Raw genomic sequence first — 16867 nt, 5'->3', positions numbered from 1 at the left:
TTCCGGGCTCTTTCTTTCAGCCCACCCAGCGGCGCGCATTGCGCCAGATGCGCATCCAGGGGCTCAGCTCGCTCCTGTCGCCGCCGGTCCAGCTCATCTGGATGTTGCGGAACACGCGCTCGGGGTGCGGCATCACGGCGGTGAAGCGACCGTCCGGCGTGGTCACCGAAGTCAGGCCGCCGGCGCTGCCGTTCGGGTTGAACGGGTACTGCTCGGTCGGGTTGCCGTGGTTGTCCACGAAGCGCATCGCCGCAATGGCCTTGGCGGCATCGCCGCGGTGCTTGAAGTTGGCATAGCCCTCGCCATGCGCCACCGCGATCGGCAGGCGCGTGCCCGCCATGCCCGCGAAGAAGATGCTCGGCGATTCGAGCACCTCGACCATCGACAGGCGCGCCTCGAAGCGTTCGCTCTGGTTGGTGGTGAAGCGCGGCCAGGCCTCGGCGCCCGGAATGATGTCGGCCAGCTCGGCGAACATCTGGCAGCCGTTGCACACGCCCAGGCCGAAGGTGTCCTCGCGGCCGAAGAAGGCCTTGAACTGCTCGGCGAGCTTCGGGTTGAAGGTGATGCTGCGCGCCCAGCCGATGCCGGCGCCCAGCGTGTCGCCGTAGCTGAAGCCGCCGCAGGCCACCACGCCCTTGAAGTCGGCGAGGTCCGCCCTGCCGGCCTGCAGGTCGGTCATGTGGACGTCGAAGGCCTCGAAGCCGGCCTCGGTGAAGGCGTAGGCCATCTCGACATGCGAGTTGACGCCCTGCTCGCGCAGGATGGCGACCTTGGGGCGCGACTGCAGGACGGCGGGGGCGTTGAGGCTGCTGCCCTCACCCCGGCCCTCTCCCGGAGGGAGAGGGAGGAAGACGTGCATGCCGGGGTCCGAAGGTTCGCCGGCCGCGGCGTGCTCGGCATCGGCGCAGGCCGGGTTGTCGCGCTCGCGGGCGATCTTCCAGCTGACCGAATCCCACACCTGGTGCAGGTCCTGCAGCGTTGCGCTGAACACCGACTTGGCATCGCGCCAGACTTCGAGCTTGCCCTTGCCGGCCTCCATCGTGGAGCTGGCGGGCCGCGTCTTGCCGACGAAGTGGCTGTGGGCGCTGAGGCCGTGGGCGCGCAGCACCTGCATCACCTCGTTGCGCTCTTCGGTGCGCACCTGCAGCACCACGCCGAGCTCTTCGTTGAACAGCGCCTTGAGCGTGAGCTCTTCGCGCCGCGCGCTGACCTGCTGCGCCCAGTTCTTGGCGTCGCCGGTTTCCATGCGGCTGTCGGAGATGCCGTCGCCTTCGGTGACCAGCATGTCGACGTTGAGCGCCACGCCCACGTGGCCGGCAAAGGCCATTTCGCAGGCGGTGGCGAACAGGCCGCCGTCGCTGCGGTCGTGCATGGCCAGGATCTTGCCGTCGGCGCGCAGCGCGTTCACGGCGTTGACCAGCGCGACGAGCTGCGCGGGGTCGTCGAGGTCGGGCACCGTGTCGCCGCTCTGGTTGAGCGTCTGCGCGAGGATGCTGCCGGCCATGCGGTGCTGGCCGCGGCCCAGGTCGATGAGCACCAGCGTGGTGTCGGCCTCGGCGGCATCGAGCTGCGGCGTGAGCGTGCCGCGCACGTCGGCCAGCGTGGCGAAGGCGGTCACGATCAGGCTCACGGGCGAGGTGACCTTCTTCGCTTGCTCGTCGTCCTTCCACTGCGTGCGCATCGACAGCGAATCCTTGCCGACCGGAATCGACACGCCCAGCGCCGGACACAGCTCCAGGCCCACGGCCTTGACGGTTTCATACAGCGCGGCATCTTCGCCGGGCTCGCCGCAGGCCGCCATCCAGTTGGCCGAGAGCTTCACGCGCGAGAGCTCGATCGGCGCGGCCAGCAGGTTGGTGATGGCCTCGGCCACGGCCATGCGGCCCGAGGCCGGCGCGTCGAGCGCGGCCAGCGGCGTGCGCTCGCCCATGCTCATCGCCTCGCCGGCAAAGCCCTTGTAGTCGGCCAGCGTGACGGCGCAGTCGGCCACGGGCACCTGCCAGGGGCCGACCATCTGGTCACGATGGCTCAGGCCGCCCACGGTGCGGTCGCCGATGGTGATGAGGAAACGCTTGGAAGCCACGGTCGGATGCGAGAGCACGTCGATGGCGGCCTTCTGCAGGTCGACGCCCGTGAGGTCGAGCGGCTTGAAGCTGCGGGCGACGCTCTTCACGTCACGGTGCATCTTGGGCGGCTTGCCGAGCAGCACGTCCATGGGCATGTCGACGGGTTGCATGGCCCCGCCCTCGTCGGCCACCAGCAGCTGGCGCTCCTCGGTCGCCACGCCCACCACCGAGAACGGGCAGCGCTCGCGCTCGCAGAAGGCCCTGAACTGTTCGAGCGATTCGGGCGCGATGGCCAGCACGTAGCGCTCCTGGCTTTCGTTGCACCAGATTTCCTTGGGTGCCATGCCCGATTCTTCGAGCGGCACCGCGCGCAGGTCGAAGCGCGCGCCGCGGCCGGCGTCGTTGGTCAGCTCGGGGAAGGCATTGCTCAGGCCGCCCGCGCCCACGTCGTGGATCGCGAGGATCGGGTTGGCCGCGCCCTGCTGCCAGCAATGGTTGATGACCTCCTGCGCACGGCGTTCGATCTCGGGGTTGCCGCGCTGCACCGAGTCGAAGTCGAGCTCGGCGGCGTTGGCGCCCGTGGCCATCGAGCTCGCGGCGCTGCCGCCCATGCCGATGCGCATGCCGGGCCCGCCAAGCTGGATCAGGAGCGAGCCGGCCGGGAACTGGATCTTCTTGGTCTGCGTGGCGTCGATGCTGCCAAGGCCGCCCGCGATCATGATGGGCTTGTGATAGCCGCGCTGCACCGTGTCGACGTCGCTCGCCACGGTCTGTTCGTATTCGCGGAAGTAGCCCAGCAGGTTGGGCCGGCCGAATTCGTTGTTGAATGCGGCCCCGCCCAGCGGGCCCTCGGTCATGATCTGCAGCGGGCTCGCGATGTGCTCGGGCTTGCCGTAGTGGCCCTCTTCGGGCCAGAGCTTCGACACCGTGAAGCCCGTCAGGCCGGCCTTGGGCTTCGAGCCGCGGCCGGTGGCGCCTTCGTCGCGGATCTCGCCGCCCGCGCCGGTCGAGGCGCCCGGGAACGGCGAAATGGCGGTCGGATGGTTGTGCGTCTCGACCTTCATCAGCACATGGCTCAGTGCGCTATCTTTTTGATAGCTTTGCGAGCCCGAAGCCGGAATGAAGCGCTCGAGCGTCGTGCCCTCCATCACCGAGGCGTTGTCGGCATAGGCGATGACGGTGTGCTGCGGGTTCTCTTTCTCGGTGTGGCGGATCATCGAGAACAGGCTCTGCGGCTGGGCCTGGCCGTCGATGGCGAAGCTGGCATTGAAGATCTTGTGGCGGCAGTGCTCGCTGTTGGCCTGCGCGAACATCATCAGCTCGACGTCGCTCGGGTTGCGTCCGAGCCGGGTGAAGGCTTCGACCAGGTAGTCGATTTCGTCTTCCGCCAGCGCCAGGCCGAAACCCGTGTTGGCCGCCACCAGCGCGGCGCGGCCGCCGCCCTGCACGTCGACCAGCGCCATCGGCTGGGCCGGCAGCTCGCTGAACAGGCTCGCGGCCTGCTCGACGCTGGCCAGCACCGATTCGGTCATGCGGTCGTGCAGCGGGCCGGCCACGGCCGCCAGCAGGTCGCCTTCGAGCACGGGCGCCTTGCCGATCAGCGGGGCCTTGAGCTTCAGGTGGTACTGGGTGACCCGCTCGACCCGGCGCAGCGCCAGGCCGCAGTTGTGGGCGATGTCGGTGGCCTTGGACGCCCAGGGCGAGACGGTGCCCAGGCGCGGCGTGACGACCACCGAGGTGCCCGCCTTGGCCGGCGCCTCGAAGGGCTCGCCGTAGGCCAGGAGCGCGGCAAAGCGCTCGTGGCTGGCCGCATCGAGCGCCGTATCGGTGACCACCAGGTGCACGAAACGGGCGCTGACGCCCTCGATGCGCGCATCGATCGCCTGCAGCTTCGGCAGCAGCTGCCGCGCGCGGAAATCGCTGAGTGCGCTGCCGCCCTCGAAAAAGGTTACGACGGGAAGGGCTTGAGATGCGGGCTGCGTCACGGTCGGATGGGCCTGGGGCCGCGTTGGGAATCAGAAAAATCGAGGGGATGGCCGCTGACTGGGGCCATCCGCGTAAGCCCTGAATTTTAGGCCAATGCCGGGTCGCCCCAAGTTGGCCGCCCCCCTCGGGGGGCAGCGGGGCACGAAGTGCTCCGCGTCGGGGGCAGGTTCTTCTGGTGAATGGGATAATTCCGGGATGAGCATTACCTACAAAGACGCCGCAGGCATCGAAGCCATGCGCGTCGCCTGCCGCCTGGCTTCCGAGGTGCTGGACTACCTCACGCCCCTCATCAAGCCTGGCATCACCACGAACGACGTCGACCGGCTGGCCGCCGAATACATGGTCAAGCAGGGCACCACCTCGGCCACCGTGGGCTACATGGGCGCGAGCAGCGTGCCTTTTCCGAAGTCGCTCTGCACCTCGGTGAACCACGTGGTGTGCCACGGCATTCCCAATGACAAGCCCTTGAAGAAGGGCGACATCATGAACGTCGACGTGACCGTCATCAAGGACGGCTGGTTCGGCGACAACAGCCGCATGTACATCATCGGCGATGCCTCCATTGCCGCCAAGCGCCTGTGCAGCATCACCTTCGAAGCCATGTGGCACGGCATCCTGCAGGTGCGCCCGGGCGCCCACCTGGGCGACGTGGGCCATGCGATCCAGAAGTTCGCCGAGGGCCAGGGTTTCTCGGTGGTGCGCGAATTCTGCGGCCACGGCGTGGGCCAGCGCTTTCACGAAGAACCGCAGGTGCTGCACTACGGCCGTCCGGGCACCCTGGAAGAACTCAAGCCCGGCATGATCTTCACCATCGAGCCGATGATCAACGCCGGCAAGCGCGAGGTGAAGGAAGACTTCAAGGGCGGCCAGTACGACGGCTGGACCATCGTCACCCGCGACCATTCGCTGTCGGCGCAATGGGAACACACGGTGCTGGTCACCGAAACGGGCTACGAGGTGCTCACGCTGTCGGAAGGCAGCCCACCCCTGCCCTCGTTCGTCACTTCCACGAAAACGTGAGCCGCGCGAGCGGCGCACGGCCGAGGACACAGCCGTGATCGAACCTGCCAAGATCGATGTCGCCACCTTGCGCGAAGCCTATCGCGCGAAGAAGCTGGCGCTGTTCGACACCCTGCGCTTTGCGCGCGCGCCCACGCGCAGCGTGCACACGGTGCTGCGGCAGCTGTCGGCCCTGGCCGACCAGACGCTGTGCGCGCTCTGGCGCGAAGCCGATTTCGGCGACGCGCTCGCGCTGGTGGCCGTGGGCGGCTTCGGCCGCGGCGAGCTGTTCCCCTACTCCGATGTCGACGTGCTGCTGCTGCTGCCGCCCGAGGGCGAGGCCGGCGCGATCGATCCGGCCCGCATCGAGGCCTTCATCGGCCACTGCTGGGACGCGGGGCTTGAAATCGGCTCCAGCGTGCGCACCGTCGACGAATGCCTGGCCGAAGCCGAGAAGGACGTCACGGTCCAGACCTCGCTGCTCGAATCGCGGCTGATCACGGGCGACAAGAAGCTCTTCGTGGCGTTTCGCAGGCGCTTTGCACGCGCCATCGATCCGCAGGCTTTCTTCGTGGCCAAGTCGCAGGAAATGCGCCACCGCCACCAGAAGTTCGACAACACGCCCTACGCGCTCGAGCCCAATTGCAAGGAATCGCCGGGGGGCCTGCGCGACCTGCAGACCATCCTCTGGATGACCAAGGCCGCCGGCTTCGGCAGCCGCTGGGACGACCTTGCCAAGAACGGCCTGGCCACCCAGTTCGAGGCGCAGCAGATCAAGCGCAACGAAGCGCTGCTCTCGCTGATCCGCGCGCGCCTGCACGTGATCGCCAACCGGCGCGAGGACCGCCTGGTGTTCGACCTGCAGACCGCGGTGGCGGCAAGCTTCGGCTACGAGAGCGAATCGCAGCGCAAGTCGAGCGAGGCGCTGATGCGGCGCTACTACTGGGCGGCCAAGGCGGTTTCGCAGCTCAACCAGATCCTGCTGCTGAACATTGCAGAGCGCCTGCAGCCGATGGACGAGCAGCACACGCCGATCAACGAGCGCTTCTTCGAGCGCGCGGGCCTGATCGAGATTGCAAGCGACGACCTCTACGAGCGCGAGCCGCACGCCATTCTCGAAACCTTCCTGCTCTACCAGAAGACCATCGGCGTGAAGGGCCTGTCGGCACGCACGCTGCGCGCGCTCTACAACGCGCGCCACGTGATGGACAGCAAGTTCCGCAACGACCCGGTCAACCACCAGACCTTCATGCGCATCCTGCTGCAGCCTTACGGCATCACGCATGCGTTCCGGCTCATGAACCAGACCTCGGTGCTGGGGCGCTACCTGCGAGTGTTCCGCAGCATCGTGGGGCAGATGCAGCACGACCTGTTCCACGTGTACACGGTGGACCAGCACATCCTGATGGTGCTGCGCAACGTGCGGCGCTTCTTCATTGCCGAACATGCGCATGAATACCCGTTCTGCTCGCAGCTCGCGGCCGGCTGGGACAAGCCGTGGATCCTTTACGTGGCGGCGCTGTTCCACGACATCGCCAAGGGGCGCGGCGGCGACCATTCCACGCTCGGCGCACGCGACGTGCAGCGCTTCTGCAAGCAGCACGGCATCGCGCGCGAAGATTCCAGGCTGATCGAATTCCTGGTCGCGGAGCACCTGGTGATGAGCCAGGTCGCGCAGAAGCAGGACCTGAGCGACCCCGAGGTGATCGGCGCCTTCGCCAGGCGCGTGGGCAACGAGCGCTACCTCACGGCGCTCTACCTGCTGACGGTGGCCGACATCCGCGGCACCTCGCCGCGCGTGTGGAATGCCTGGAAGGGCAAGCTGCTCGAAGACCTGTACCGCTACACGCTGCGCGCGCTCGGCGGCCGCATGCCCGATCCCGACGCCGAGGTGGAATCGCGCAAGCGCGAGGCGCTGGTGCAGCTTGCCCTGCACGCGCAGCCCTTCGAGGCCCACAAGGCCCTGTGGGCCACGCTCGACGTCGGCTACTTCATGCGCCACGAAGCCACCGAGATCGCCTGGCATGCCAAGCAGCTCTCGCGCTTCGTGCCGCCGCCCAACGTGCCGGTCGACCCCAAGGCGCCGCCGATCGTGCGGGCCCGTCTTTCGCCGGTGGGCGAAGGCCTGCAGGTGGTGGTCTACACGCCCGACCAGCCCGACCTGTTCGCGCGCATCTGCGGCTACTTCGACCAGGCCTCGTTCAGCATCCTCGATGCGAAAGTACACACCGCGACCAACGGCTACGCGCTCGACACGTTTCAGGTGGTGACCACCTTCCTGCCCGACCACTACCGCGATCTCATCAGCATGGTGGAGTCGGGCCTGGCGCAGACGCTGACCGAAGCCGGCCCCCTGCCCCCGCCCAGCGTGGGCCGCGTGTCGCGGCGCGTGCGCAGCTTTCCGATCAAGCCGCGCATCAGCCTTTTGCCCGACGACAAGGCCCAGCGCTGGCTGCTCAACATCTCGGCCAGCGACCGCGCCGGGCTGCTCTATTCGGTGGCGCGCGTGCTCGCCCGGCATCACCTGAACCTGCAGCTCGCGAAGGTCACCACGCTCGGCGAGCGCGTGGAAGACACCTTCCTGATCAGCGGTCCGGAACTGCAGGGCCAGAAAACGCAGCTGGCCATCGAGACCGACCTGATGGAAGCGCTGGCCTCCTGAGGCACGCTTGCCGCTTGTTTCATCCGCGGGCGGATCCTGCGGCATGATGGTGCCGACTCTTGATTCAACTCGAACGGCAACCCTCGACATGAGCCAGAAAACCAATCCCCTCGCAGGCCAGCCCGCACCGCTGGACCTGCTCGTCAATGTCCCGCGCCTCGTCTCCGCCTACTACGCGGGTCGGCCCGATCCCTCGGTGCCTTCGCAGCGCGTGGCCTTCGGAACCTCGGGCCACCGCGGCTCCTCCTTCGACGACGCGTTCAACGAATGGCATGTGCTGGCCATGAGCCAGGCCATTGCCGACTACCGGCGCCAGAAGGGCATCGACGGTCCGCTGTTCCTCGGCATCGACACCCACGCGCTTTCGACGCCCGCCTTCAACAGCGCCGTGGAAGTGCTGGCGGCCAACGGCGTCGAGCTGATGCTGTCGAAGGACGACGAGTACACGCCCACGCCCGCCGTCTCGCACGCCATCCTGGCCTACAACCGCGGACGCACCGCGGGGCTGGCCGACGGCATCGTGATCACGCCTTCGCACAATCCGCCCGAAAGCGGTGGCTTCAAGTACAACCCGCCGAACGGCGGTCCCGCGGGCACCGACATCACCTCGGCCGTCGAAGCCGCGGCCAATGCCTTTCTTGCGGCGGATCTCAAGGGCGTGAAGCGCCTGCCGCTCGCCCAGGCGCTGCGCGCCTCGACCACGCACCGCCACGACTACCTGAACACCTATGTCGAAGACCTCGCGCAGGTGCTCGACATGGATGCGATCCGCGGCGTGGAGATCGACCTGGGTGTCGACCCGCTGGGCGGCGCGGGCGTGCGCTACTGGCCGGCCATCGCCGAGCGCTACAAGCTCGGGCGCCTCAACGTCCTGAGCCAGGAAGTCGATCCCACCTTCCGCTTCATGTCGCTCGACTGGGACGGCCGCATCCGCATGGACCCGTCGTCGCCCGATGCGATGCACCAGCTGATCGGCCTGCGGGAGCGCTTCGGCATCGCCTTTGCCTGCGACACCGACCATGACCGCCACGGCATCGTCACGCGCAGCGCGGGGCTGCTGCCGCCCAACAACTATCTGGCGGTGATGGTCGACTACCTCTTCACGCATCGGCCGCAGTGGGCGGCGCATGCGGCCGTGGGCAAGACGGTGGTCAGCAGCCAGATGATCGACCGCGTGGCCGCCAGGCTGGGCCGCAAGCTGTACGAGGTGCCGGTCGGCTTCAAGTGGTTCGTCGACGGGCTGGTGGATTCGTCGCTGGGCTTCGGCGGCGAGGAAAGCGCGGGCGCCACCTTCCTGCGGCGCGACGGCACGGCCTGGACCACCGACAAGGACGGCATCGTGCCCGCCCTGCTCTCGGCCGAGATTGCCGCGCGCACCGGTCGCGATCCCGGCGAACGCTTTGCCGAACTGGCGCAGGCGCTGGGCCAGCCGGTGGCCAATCGCGTGGATGCGGCGGCCACCGTCGAGCAGAAGAAGAAGCTTTCGAGCCTGTCGCCGCAGCAGGTGCTGTCCACCGAACTCGCCGGCGAGAAGATCCAGAACGTGCTGAGCCACGCGCCCGGCAACGGCGCGGCCATCGGCGGCGTGAAGGTGGTCACCGAGAACGGCTGGTTCGCCGCGCGGCCCTCGGGCACGGAGAACATCTACAAGATCTACGGCGAGAGCTTTCTCGGTACCGAGCACCTGGGCCGCATCCTCGAGGAAGCGCAGCAGCTGGTGGACAAGGCGCTGGCGGCGGGCTGAAGAGCGTCATCGAGCGTCCAGCGCTGCCATGAACACCGAACTGTCGCGTCTCGCCGCCGAGCTTGGCCTGAACGATCCGGGGCACGCATCGCTGCGCCTGGCTTTCGGCCTGGCTTGCGCGGACCGCATCGGGCATCTGCTGGAAGACCCGCGCGCGATCGAAGGCCTCGCGGTGGCGCATGCCTTTCTCGACGGCAAGGCCGACGAAGCGGCCTTGGCGGCGGCCCGCGCGGAGCTGGCGGCGGTGGCAAACGGGCACCGGGGCTCGAATTCGATCGATGGCTCGGCACATGCGGCGGTTTCCGCCACGTATGCGGTGGCCAATGCCCTGGCCGGCCGGGCCCTCGAGGCCGCGAGCTACGCAGCCTATGCGACGGTCTATGCCTACGGCGGCTATGCGATCACGGACCCGACGGCCTTCGAGGATGAATTCGCGTGGCAGGTCCAGACTCTCGAGACACTGGCGCAATCGCATGCGAAGGCATCCTCGGCCGGCCCGGCTCAGCGCGTGCCCTCTCCCAGCCGCCGCTCGAGCCACACGCTGTAGCGCGACAGCCCGAAGCACAGCGCCCAGTACACCGCCGCAATGAAGAGGTAGCCCTCGAGATAGAACGGCCGCCAAACCGGATCGCCGCCGAGCGCCAGGCCCAGCGCGCCGGTCAGCTCGAACAGGCCGACCACCGTGACCAGCGAGGTGTCCTTCAGCGTGCCGACCACGCTGTTGGTCAGCGCCGGCACCACCAGCCGCAGGGCCTGCGGCAGCACGATGTCGCGCTGCACCGGCCAGCGCCCGAAGCCCAGCGCCATGGCCACTTCGGTCTGCCCGCGCGGCACGGCCTGCAGTCCGCCGCGGATGATCTCGGCCAGGTAGGCCGCGACGAACAGCGCCAAGCCCGCCAGCACGCGCACCAGCACATCGGGCTGCCAGCCTGCGGGCCACAGCAGCGGCAGCAGGAACGACGCCATGAACAGCACCGAGATCAGCGGCACGCCGCGCACCAGTTCGATGTAGCTCGCGCAGAGCGTGCGAACCACCGGCCAGCCCGAGCGGCGCCCCAGCGCGAGCAGCAGCGCGAGCGGAAACGCCAGCGCCAGGCCCACCACCGCCAGGCCGATGGTGAGCGGCAATCCGCCCCAGCGGCTGGTCGGCACGGAGGCGAGGCCCGCCACGCCGCCGCGCATCAGCAGCACGAACAGCACGAGCGCCGCCATCCAGAGCGGCGCCAGCCACCAGCGCCAGCTGCGCGGCCAGGCGCTCAGCATGGTGACGGCCGACAGCACGGTCACGGCAATGGCCGGGCGCCATTGCTCTTCGTAGGGAAAGCGGCCGAACAGCATCGGCCGCCATTTCTCGGCCACCACGCCCCAGCAGGCACCATGCTGCACCGCGCGGCAGGCTTCTGCATCCGGCCGGAACACCGCGTGCAGCACGCCCCATTCGACCGCGTGGAAGCCGCCCCACGCCAGCAGCGCGAGCAGCAGCACGGTGGCCAGCGCCCGCAGCGGCGAACCCCAGAGCTCGCTGCGCCACGCGATCGGGCCCTGGGCGACGTTCCTCATCGCCAGCCCCTGAGCGCGACGCGCGCGTTGTAGCGGTTCATGCCGAAGGAGATCAGCAGCGACAGCAGCAGGTAGACCACCATGATGATGGCAATGCACTCGAAGGCGCGGCCGTTCGAGCCGATGGTGGTGTTGGCTACCGACACCAGTTCCGGATAGCCCACGGCCACCGCGAGCGATGAATTCTTGACGAGGCTCAGCAGCTGGTTGGTGAGCGAGGGCACGATCACCCGCAGCGCCTGCGGCAGGATCACGATGCGCAGCTGCTGCACCGGCGCGAGGCCCAGCGCCTGGCCCGCAAGCACCTGCCCCTGCGGCACCGAGAGGATGCCGGCGCGCACGATCTCGGCCACGAACGCGGCCGAATAGAAGGACAGGCCCGCGACGATGGTCACGTATTCCGGGCTCAGCGCCGCACCGCCGCTCACGCCGAAGTCGCCACGCTCGGGCCATTCGAAATGCGTGGGCCACCAGCCGCCCTCGCCCGACGCCGGCCAGGGCACGCTGAGGCCGCCCTTGCTGAGCCACACGCCCGGCAGCAGCCGCACGGGCTCGGTGGGGTCGGGCAGCAGGTTGGCAATCGCAAAGGCCAGCATCAGCAGCTGCACGAGCAGCGGCACGTTGCGCAGCAGTTCGACATACGCGGTGCAGATGCCGCGCAGCAGCACATGCGGCGCGAGCCGGCCGATGCCGATCAGGGTGCCGAGCACGACCGAAAAGATGGCGGCGGGCACCGAGGCGCGCACCGTGTTGACCAGGCCCGCGAGGAAGGCGCGCCAGAACGGCTGGCTGGCATCGAAGTCAAGCCAGCCTTCGCTGATGGAGAAGCCCGCGGGCTCAGTGAGAAAGTCGAAGCCCGAGCGGACGCCGCGCGCCCGCAGGACCTCGAGCGCATGGTTCACGACCCAGGCCGCGCCGGCCACGACGGCCAGCACCAGCAGCGCCTGGACGACCCAGGCCAGCCAGGCGCCGCGGCGCGCGGCTCCACTGCTCATCGAACGGGTGGTGCGTAGATCAGGCCGCCCTTGCTCCAGAGGTTGTTCGAGCCGCGCGGCAGCTTCAGGACCGACTTGGGGCCCACGTTGCGCTCGAACATCTCGCCGTAGTTGCCCACGGCCTTGATGGCGCGGAACGACCAGTCCTTGTCCAGGCCCAGCAGCTTGCCCAGGTCTTCGCCGGCGCCGAGCAGGCGCTGCTGCGCCGGGTCCTTGCTGCTGGCCTTGAGCTCGTCGGCATTGGCCTGCGTGACGCCGAATTCCTCGGCCTCGATGAGCGCGTTGGGCACCCACTTGGCAATGGCGAACCATTCGTCGTCGCCGCGGCGCACCAGCGGCGCGAGCGGCTCCTTGGAAATGAGCTCGGGCAGGATCAGGTAGTCGTCGGGGTTCGGCGCCTCCTTGTTGCGCAGGCCCGCCAGCGCCGAGGCATCGGTGGTGAAGGCCTGGCAGCGGCCCGAGAAGAAGGCCTTGAACGAGGCCTCGAAGCTCTCGAACACCACCGTCTTGACCGGGATGTTCTGCGCGCGGAAGTAGTCGGACACGTTCTTCTCGTTGGTGGTGCCCGACTGCGTGCAGATGGTCGCGTTCTTGAGCTGCTTGGCGCTGGTCACCTTGAGCTTCTTCGGCACCAGGAAGCCCTGGCCGTCGTAGTAGGTGATGGTGGTGAAGTTGAAGCCCAGCGACGCATCGCGCGTGAGCGTCCAGGTGGTGTTGCGCGCGAGGATGTCGATCTCGCCGGCCTGCAGCGCCGAGAAGCGTTGCTGCGAATTGAGCGGCACGAAGTCGACCTTCTTCGGATCGCCCAGCACGGCCGCCGCAATGGCGCGGCAGGTGTCGACGTCCAGGCCCGACCAGTTGCCCTGCGTGTCCGGCGCGGAAAAGCCGGCCACGCCATTGGTCACGCCGCACTTGACGGTGCCGCGCTGCTTGACGGCATCGAGGGTCTTGCCGGCAAGGGCGGGGGCGGCAGCGGCAAGCGCTGCAACGGCTGCGGCCACGGCCAGTGCGGGACGGAATCGGTTCTTCATTGGTGTGTTCTCCTCAACAACAAGCAAAAGGCAGTGTACGGGGCTGCGCGCCACCCTGCCAAGGAACGAACGGTTGAATGCATATGCTGCGTGCGCCGCCGTCTACGGGGTTTTCTTGCCGGCCGCATTCACTAACATACGGGCCTCCAACAACTTCACCAGGAATCTGCACATGACCAAATCCGATGACACCGGCAAGCTCGTTCTGCGCGTCGCACTCGGCATCCTCATCCTGCTGCACGGCATTGCGAAGGTCGGCAAGGGCGTCGACGGCATCGGCGGCATGCTGGCCTCCCACGGCTTGCCGGCGGCCATGGCCTACCTGGTCTATGTTGGCGAGATCCTTGCGCCCGTGCTGCTCATCGTGGGCCTGTTCACCCGTCCGGCCGCACTGATCGTTGCCCTCAACATGCTGGCAGCCATCTGGCTCGTGCATCAGAAGGACCTGGGTGCGCTCAATGGCCAGGGCGGCTGGGCGCTCGAACTGCAGGGCATGTTCCTGTTCTCGGCGATTGCCATTGCGCTCTTCGGCGGCGGCCGCTTCGGCCTGGGCGGCAAGTACAACTGAAAGCAAGCGGCCGGTGATGAACCGGCCGTGTTTTCTCAGTCGTCGTCGTTGGCGTCGAGCCCTGGAAACAGGACGTCGGTATAGCCGAAGCGCGAGAAGTCGCGCACCCGCATCGGATAGAGCTTGCCCAGCAGGTGATCGACCTCATGCTGCACCACGCGCGCATGAAAGCCACTCGCGACGCGGTCGATCGGATCACCGTAGGGATCGAAGCCGGTATAGCGGATGTTGGCGAAGCGCGGCACCACGCCGCGCAGGCCCGGCACCGAGAGGCATCCTTCCCAGCCCTCTTCTTCTTCGTCGCCGATCGGCGTGATGACCGGATTCAGCAGCACGGTGCGGGGCACCGGCGGCGCATCGGGGTAGCGGGGATTGACGACATCGGTGCCGAAGATCACGAGCTGCTGGTCGACACCGATCTGCGGTGCGGCCAGGCCCGCGCCATTGACGGCCAGCATGGTCTCGAACATGTCGCGCACCAGCAGGTGCAGTTCGTCGGTGTCGAAGGCAGCCACCGGCTGCGCAATGCGCAGCAGCCGGGGATCGCCCATCTTGAGGATTTCGCGGATGGCCATGGCGGGGATTATCGCGAGCAGCCCCGCCACGCTGTCACGGAGGGGTTTGGCTTGGCGTCTTGGAATCCGGCGACGACCACATCCGCGAGCCGCGCGGGTCCGGCCGGTATTGCGGCAGCGGCGACACGCCGGTATTGCCGGTCGGCGGCACGATGGCGCCACCACCGGGCGGTCGCCCGCCGCCCCAGCCGGGACGGGAAGGCACAGGCACCGGCACCGGTCGCACCGCCGGGTAGCCCGGTCGCCCGTAATAGGGCCTGCCGCCGTAGTAGGGCCGGTCATAGTCGTAATAGCGGCGCCTGCCTTCGTAGTAGCCGCCGCCCTGGATGTAGACCGGCGCCGGGTTCACCACCACCGGGTCCGAGTAGTACGGCTGCGAATAGCCCCCGCTGTAGTAGGGGTCGCCGGGAACAGCCACGCAGCCGCCAAGCAGCGCGAAGCCGCCGATGGCGACACAGATACCGAGAACACGAATTTTCTGCATGAGGGACTCCTTGTCAGCCTTCAGTTTTCAACGCCGGCTTGCAGGCCCTGTTGACTGCGCTGGTGTGAAGTCGCGTAACCGCCGGTAAGAACAGCGCCTTCAAACCTTCAACCAGGCCCGCCGCTGGCGAGCAGCTCCAGCATACGCGCCTCGTCGATCACGTCCACGCCGATCTCGCGCGCCTTGTCGAGCTTGCTGCCGGCTTCCTCGCCGGCCACCAGGTAGCTGGTCTTCTTGCTGACGGAGCCCGCCACCTTGGCACCGGCTGCTTCCAGTTTGTCCTTCGCCTCGTCCCGGCTCAGCGTAGGAAGGGTACCGGTGATCACGAAGGTCAGTCCCGCCAGTGGCTTGGGCGCCCGGGCAGCGGGTTCGCCCTCTTCCCAGGTCAGCCCGCAGGCGCGCAGCTGCTCGACCACTTCGCGGTTGTGCGGCTGGTCGAAGAAGGTGCGCAGGCTTTGCGCGACGACCGGCCCCACGTCGTTGACCTCGAGCAGCTGTTCCTCGGTCGCATCCATGATCGCGTCGAGCTTGCCGAAATGCTTGGCAAGGTCCTTGGCCGTGCTCTCGCCCACGTGCCGGATGCCCAGGCCGAACAGGAAGCGCGGCAGCGTGGTCTTTTTCGAGGCCTCGAGCGCATCGACGAGGTTCTTGGCCGACTTGTCGGCCATGCGGTCCAGCCCCGCCAGGGTGGTGAACCCGAGCCTGTAGAGGTCGGGCAAGGTGCGGATCAGGTTGGCGTCGACCAGCTGTTCGACCAGCTTGTCGCCGAGCCCGTCGATGTCGACCGCGCGCCGCGCCGCAAAGTGCAGGATGGCTTCCTTGCGCTGGGCCGCGCAGAACAGGCCGCCGGTGCAGCGGTAGTCGACCTCGCCCTCTTCGCGCAGCGCCTCCGATCCGCACACCGGGCATTGGTGCGGCATGGTGAACAGCGGGCCCCGCTCGCTGTCGGACCTGGCGAGGCTTTCGGGCACCACGCCGACCACTTCGGGGATCACGTCGCCGGCCCGCCGCACGATGACCTTGTCGCCCACGCGCACGTCCTTGCGGCGCGCCTCGTCCTCGTTGTGCAGCGTGGCATTGGTCACGGTCACACCGCCCACGAACACCGGCGCGAGCTTGGCCACCGGCGTGAGCTTGCCGGTGCGCCCGACCTGCACCTCGATGCCCAGCACCTCGGTGATCTGCTCCTGCGCCGGATACTTGTGCGCCACCGCCCAGCGCGGTTCGCGCGAGACGAAGCCCAGCCGCCGCTGCAGCTCGATGCTGTCGACCTTGTAGACCACGCCATCGATGTCGTAGGGCAAGGCATCGCGCTGGCGCCCGATGTTCTCGTGGAAGGCAATCAGTTCAATGGCGCCGGTCGCACGCGCAGTCTGTTTGGCCACCGGGAATCCCCAGGCATCGAACTGCTGCAGCCATTCGAACTGGGTCGGAAAGTCCGGCCCGCCTTCGCCGGCCGGCGTGACCTCGCCGAGGCCATAGGCAAAAAAGCTCAGCGGCCGCGCCGCCGCAATGGCCGGATCGAGCTGGCGCACCGCGCCGGCCGCGGCATTGCGCGGGTTGACGAAGACCTTCTCGTTCTTCTGCCCGGCCGCGATCTTCTCGCGCTGGCGCTCGTTGAGTGCCTCGAAGTCGGCGCGCTTCATGTAGATCTCGCCGCGCACCTCGACCACGGGCGGCGCCTTGCCGTTGAGCCGCAGCGGAATCTCGCGCACGGTGCGGATGTTCTGCGTGACCTCCTCGCCGACCTCGCCGTCGCCCCGCGTTGCGGCCTGCACCAGCACGCCGTTCTCGTAGCGCAGGTTCATGGCCAGGCCATCGAACTTGAGTTCGCAGACGTACTCGACCTGCGGTCCGTCCTCGGCCAGGCCCAGTTCCTTGCGCACGCGGGCATCGAAGGCGCTGGCGCCGCCGGGCGAGATGTCGGTCTCGGTGCGGATCGACAACATCGGCACCTTGTGGCGCACCTTCACGAAGCCTTCGAGCACCTTGCCGCCGACGCGCTGCGTGGGCGAATCGGGCGTGCGCAGTTCGGGGTATTCGGCCTCCAGTGCCTGCAGCCGCTGGAACAGCCGGTCGTACTCGGCGTCGGGCAGCTCGGGTGCATCGAGCACGTAGTAGAGATGGGCGTGCTTGTGGAGCTGTTCGCTCAGTGCGGCGGCTTCGCGTGCCGCTTCGTCGCGCGTGGTCATGGGTG

12 protein-coding genes are annotated in these 16867 nt (G+C 68.0%); 5 read left to right on the top strand and 7 right to left on the bottom strand.

Features of this window, described 5'->3' with window-relative positions; translation table 11 throughout:
• Positions 1–16: 16 nt before the first annotated feature.
• Complete coding sequence (gene purL / locus RZE77_RS13510; protein WP_319442259.1) at positions 17–4051, bottom strand: phosphoribosylformylglycinamidine synthase; 4035 nt, start codon at positions 4049–4051, stop codon at positions 17–19.
• A 196-nt stretch (positions 4052–4247) separates the two neighbouring features.
• On the opposite strand from purL, the gene map reads away from it, so the two are divergent.
• The 4 genes from map to RZE77_RS13490 all read left to right on the top strand — a co-directional run bounded on the left by map (position 4248) and on the right by RZE77_RS13490 (position 10004).
• Complete coding sequence (gene map / locus RZE77_RS13505; RefSeq protein WP_124957859.1) at positions 4248–5072, top strand: type I methionyl aminopeptidase; 825 nt, start codon at positions 4248–4250, stop codon at positions 5070–5072.
• A gap of 34 nt (positions 5073–5106) precedes the next feature.
• Positions 5107–7713, top strand: coding sequence for a [protein-PII] uridylyltransferase (locus tag RZE77_RS13500; protein WP_319442258.1), 2607 nt, complete (start codon positions 5107–5109; stop codon positions 7711–7713).
• A gap of 88 nt (positions 7714–7801) precedes the next feature.
• Positions 7802–9457 carry a phosphoglucomutase (alpha-D-glucose-1,6-bisphosphate-dependent) gene (gene pgm / locus RZE77_RS13495; RefSeq protein ID WP_319442257.1) on the top strand — a complete coding sequence of 552 codons (1656 nt, stop codon included), beginning with the start codon at positions 7802–7804 and terminating at the stop codon, positions 9455–9457.
• Between the two features lie 28 nt (positions 9458–9485).
• The gene (locus tag RZE77_RS13490) at positions 9486–10004 is read left to right on the top strand and encodes a hypothetical protein (protein WP_319442256.1); all 519 of its coding nucleotides are present in this window, start codon (positions 9486–9488) and stop codon (positions 10002–10004) included.
• Here RZE77_RS13490 and RZE77_RS13485 read toward each other — a convergent pair.
• The 3 genes from RZE77_RS13485 to RZE77_RS13475 are packed head-to-tail and all read right to left on the bottom strand — an operon-like array spanning position 9959 to position 13043.
• Positions 9959–11017 carry an amino acid ABC transporter permease gene (locus RZE77_RS13485; protein WP_319442255.1) on the bottom strand — a complete coding sequence of 353 codons (1059 nt, stop codon included), beginning with the start codon at positions 11015–11017 and terminating at the stop codon, positions 9959–9961. The genes RZE77_RS13490 and RZE77_RS13485 overlap by 46 nt on opposite strands.
• Positions 11014–12012: an ABC transporter permease subunit gene (locus RZE77_RS13480; protein WP_319442254.1), complete on the bottom strand. Its 999-nt coding sequence runs from the start codon at positions 12010–12012 to the stop codon at positions 11014–11016. Before RZE77_RS13480 ends, RZE77_RS13485 begins: the two co-directional genes overlap by 4 nt.
• Positions 12009–13043 (bottom strand): amino acid ABC transporter substrate-binding protein, encoded by a 1035-nt coding sequence (locus RZE77_RS13475; protein WP_319442253.1) that lies wholly within the window; start codon positions 13041–13043, stop codon positions 12009–12011. Before RZE77_RS13475 ends, RZE77_RS13480 begins: the two co-directional genes overlap by 4 nt.
• A gap of 172 nt (positions 13044–13215) precedes the next feature.
• On the opposite strand from RZE77_RS13475, the gene RZE77_RS13470 reads away from it, so the two are divergent.
• Positions 13216–13611, top strand: a complete 396-nt coding sequence (locus tag RZE77_RS13470) for a DoxX family protein (RefSeq protein ID WP_319442252.1) — start codon at positions 13216–13218, stop codon at positions 13609–13611.
• Positions 13612–13646: 35 nt separating this feature from the next.
• On the opposite strand, the gene def is transcribed toward RZE77_RS13470, so the two are convergent.
• The 3 genes from def to ligA form a co-directional block, all read right to left on the bottom strand.
• Positions 13647–14186, bottom strand: coding sequence for a peptide deformylase (gene def / locus RZE77_RS13465; protein WP_319442251.1), 540 nt, complete (start codon positions 14184–14186; stop codon positions 13647–13649).
• Positions 14187–14220: 34 nt separating this feature from the next.
• On the bottom strand, positions 14221–14670 hold the full coding sequence (locus RZE77_RS13460; protein ID WP_319442250.1) for a hypothetical protein: 450 nt from the start codon (positions 14668–14670) through the stop codon (positions 14221–14223).
• Positions 14671–14777: 107 nt separating this feature from the next.
• Positions 14778–16862, bottom strand: a complete 2085-nt coding sequence (ligA, locus tag RZE77_RS13455) for an NAD-dependent DNA ligase LigA (RefSeq protein ID WP_319442249.1) — start codon at positions 16860–16862, stop codon at positions 14778–14780.
• Positions 16863–16867: the final 5 nt, after the last annotated feature.

It is taken from the genome of Variovorax sp. SPNA7, from assembly GCF_033807855.1.
Classification (GTDB): Bacteria; Pseudomonadota; Gammaproteobacteria; order Burkholderiales; family Burkholderiaceae_C; genus Variovorax; species Variovorax beijingensis.
This window is presented reverse-complemented; position numbering and strand designations above follow the sequence as displayed.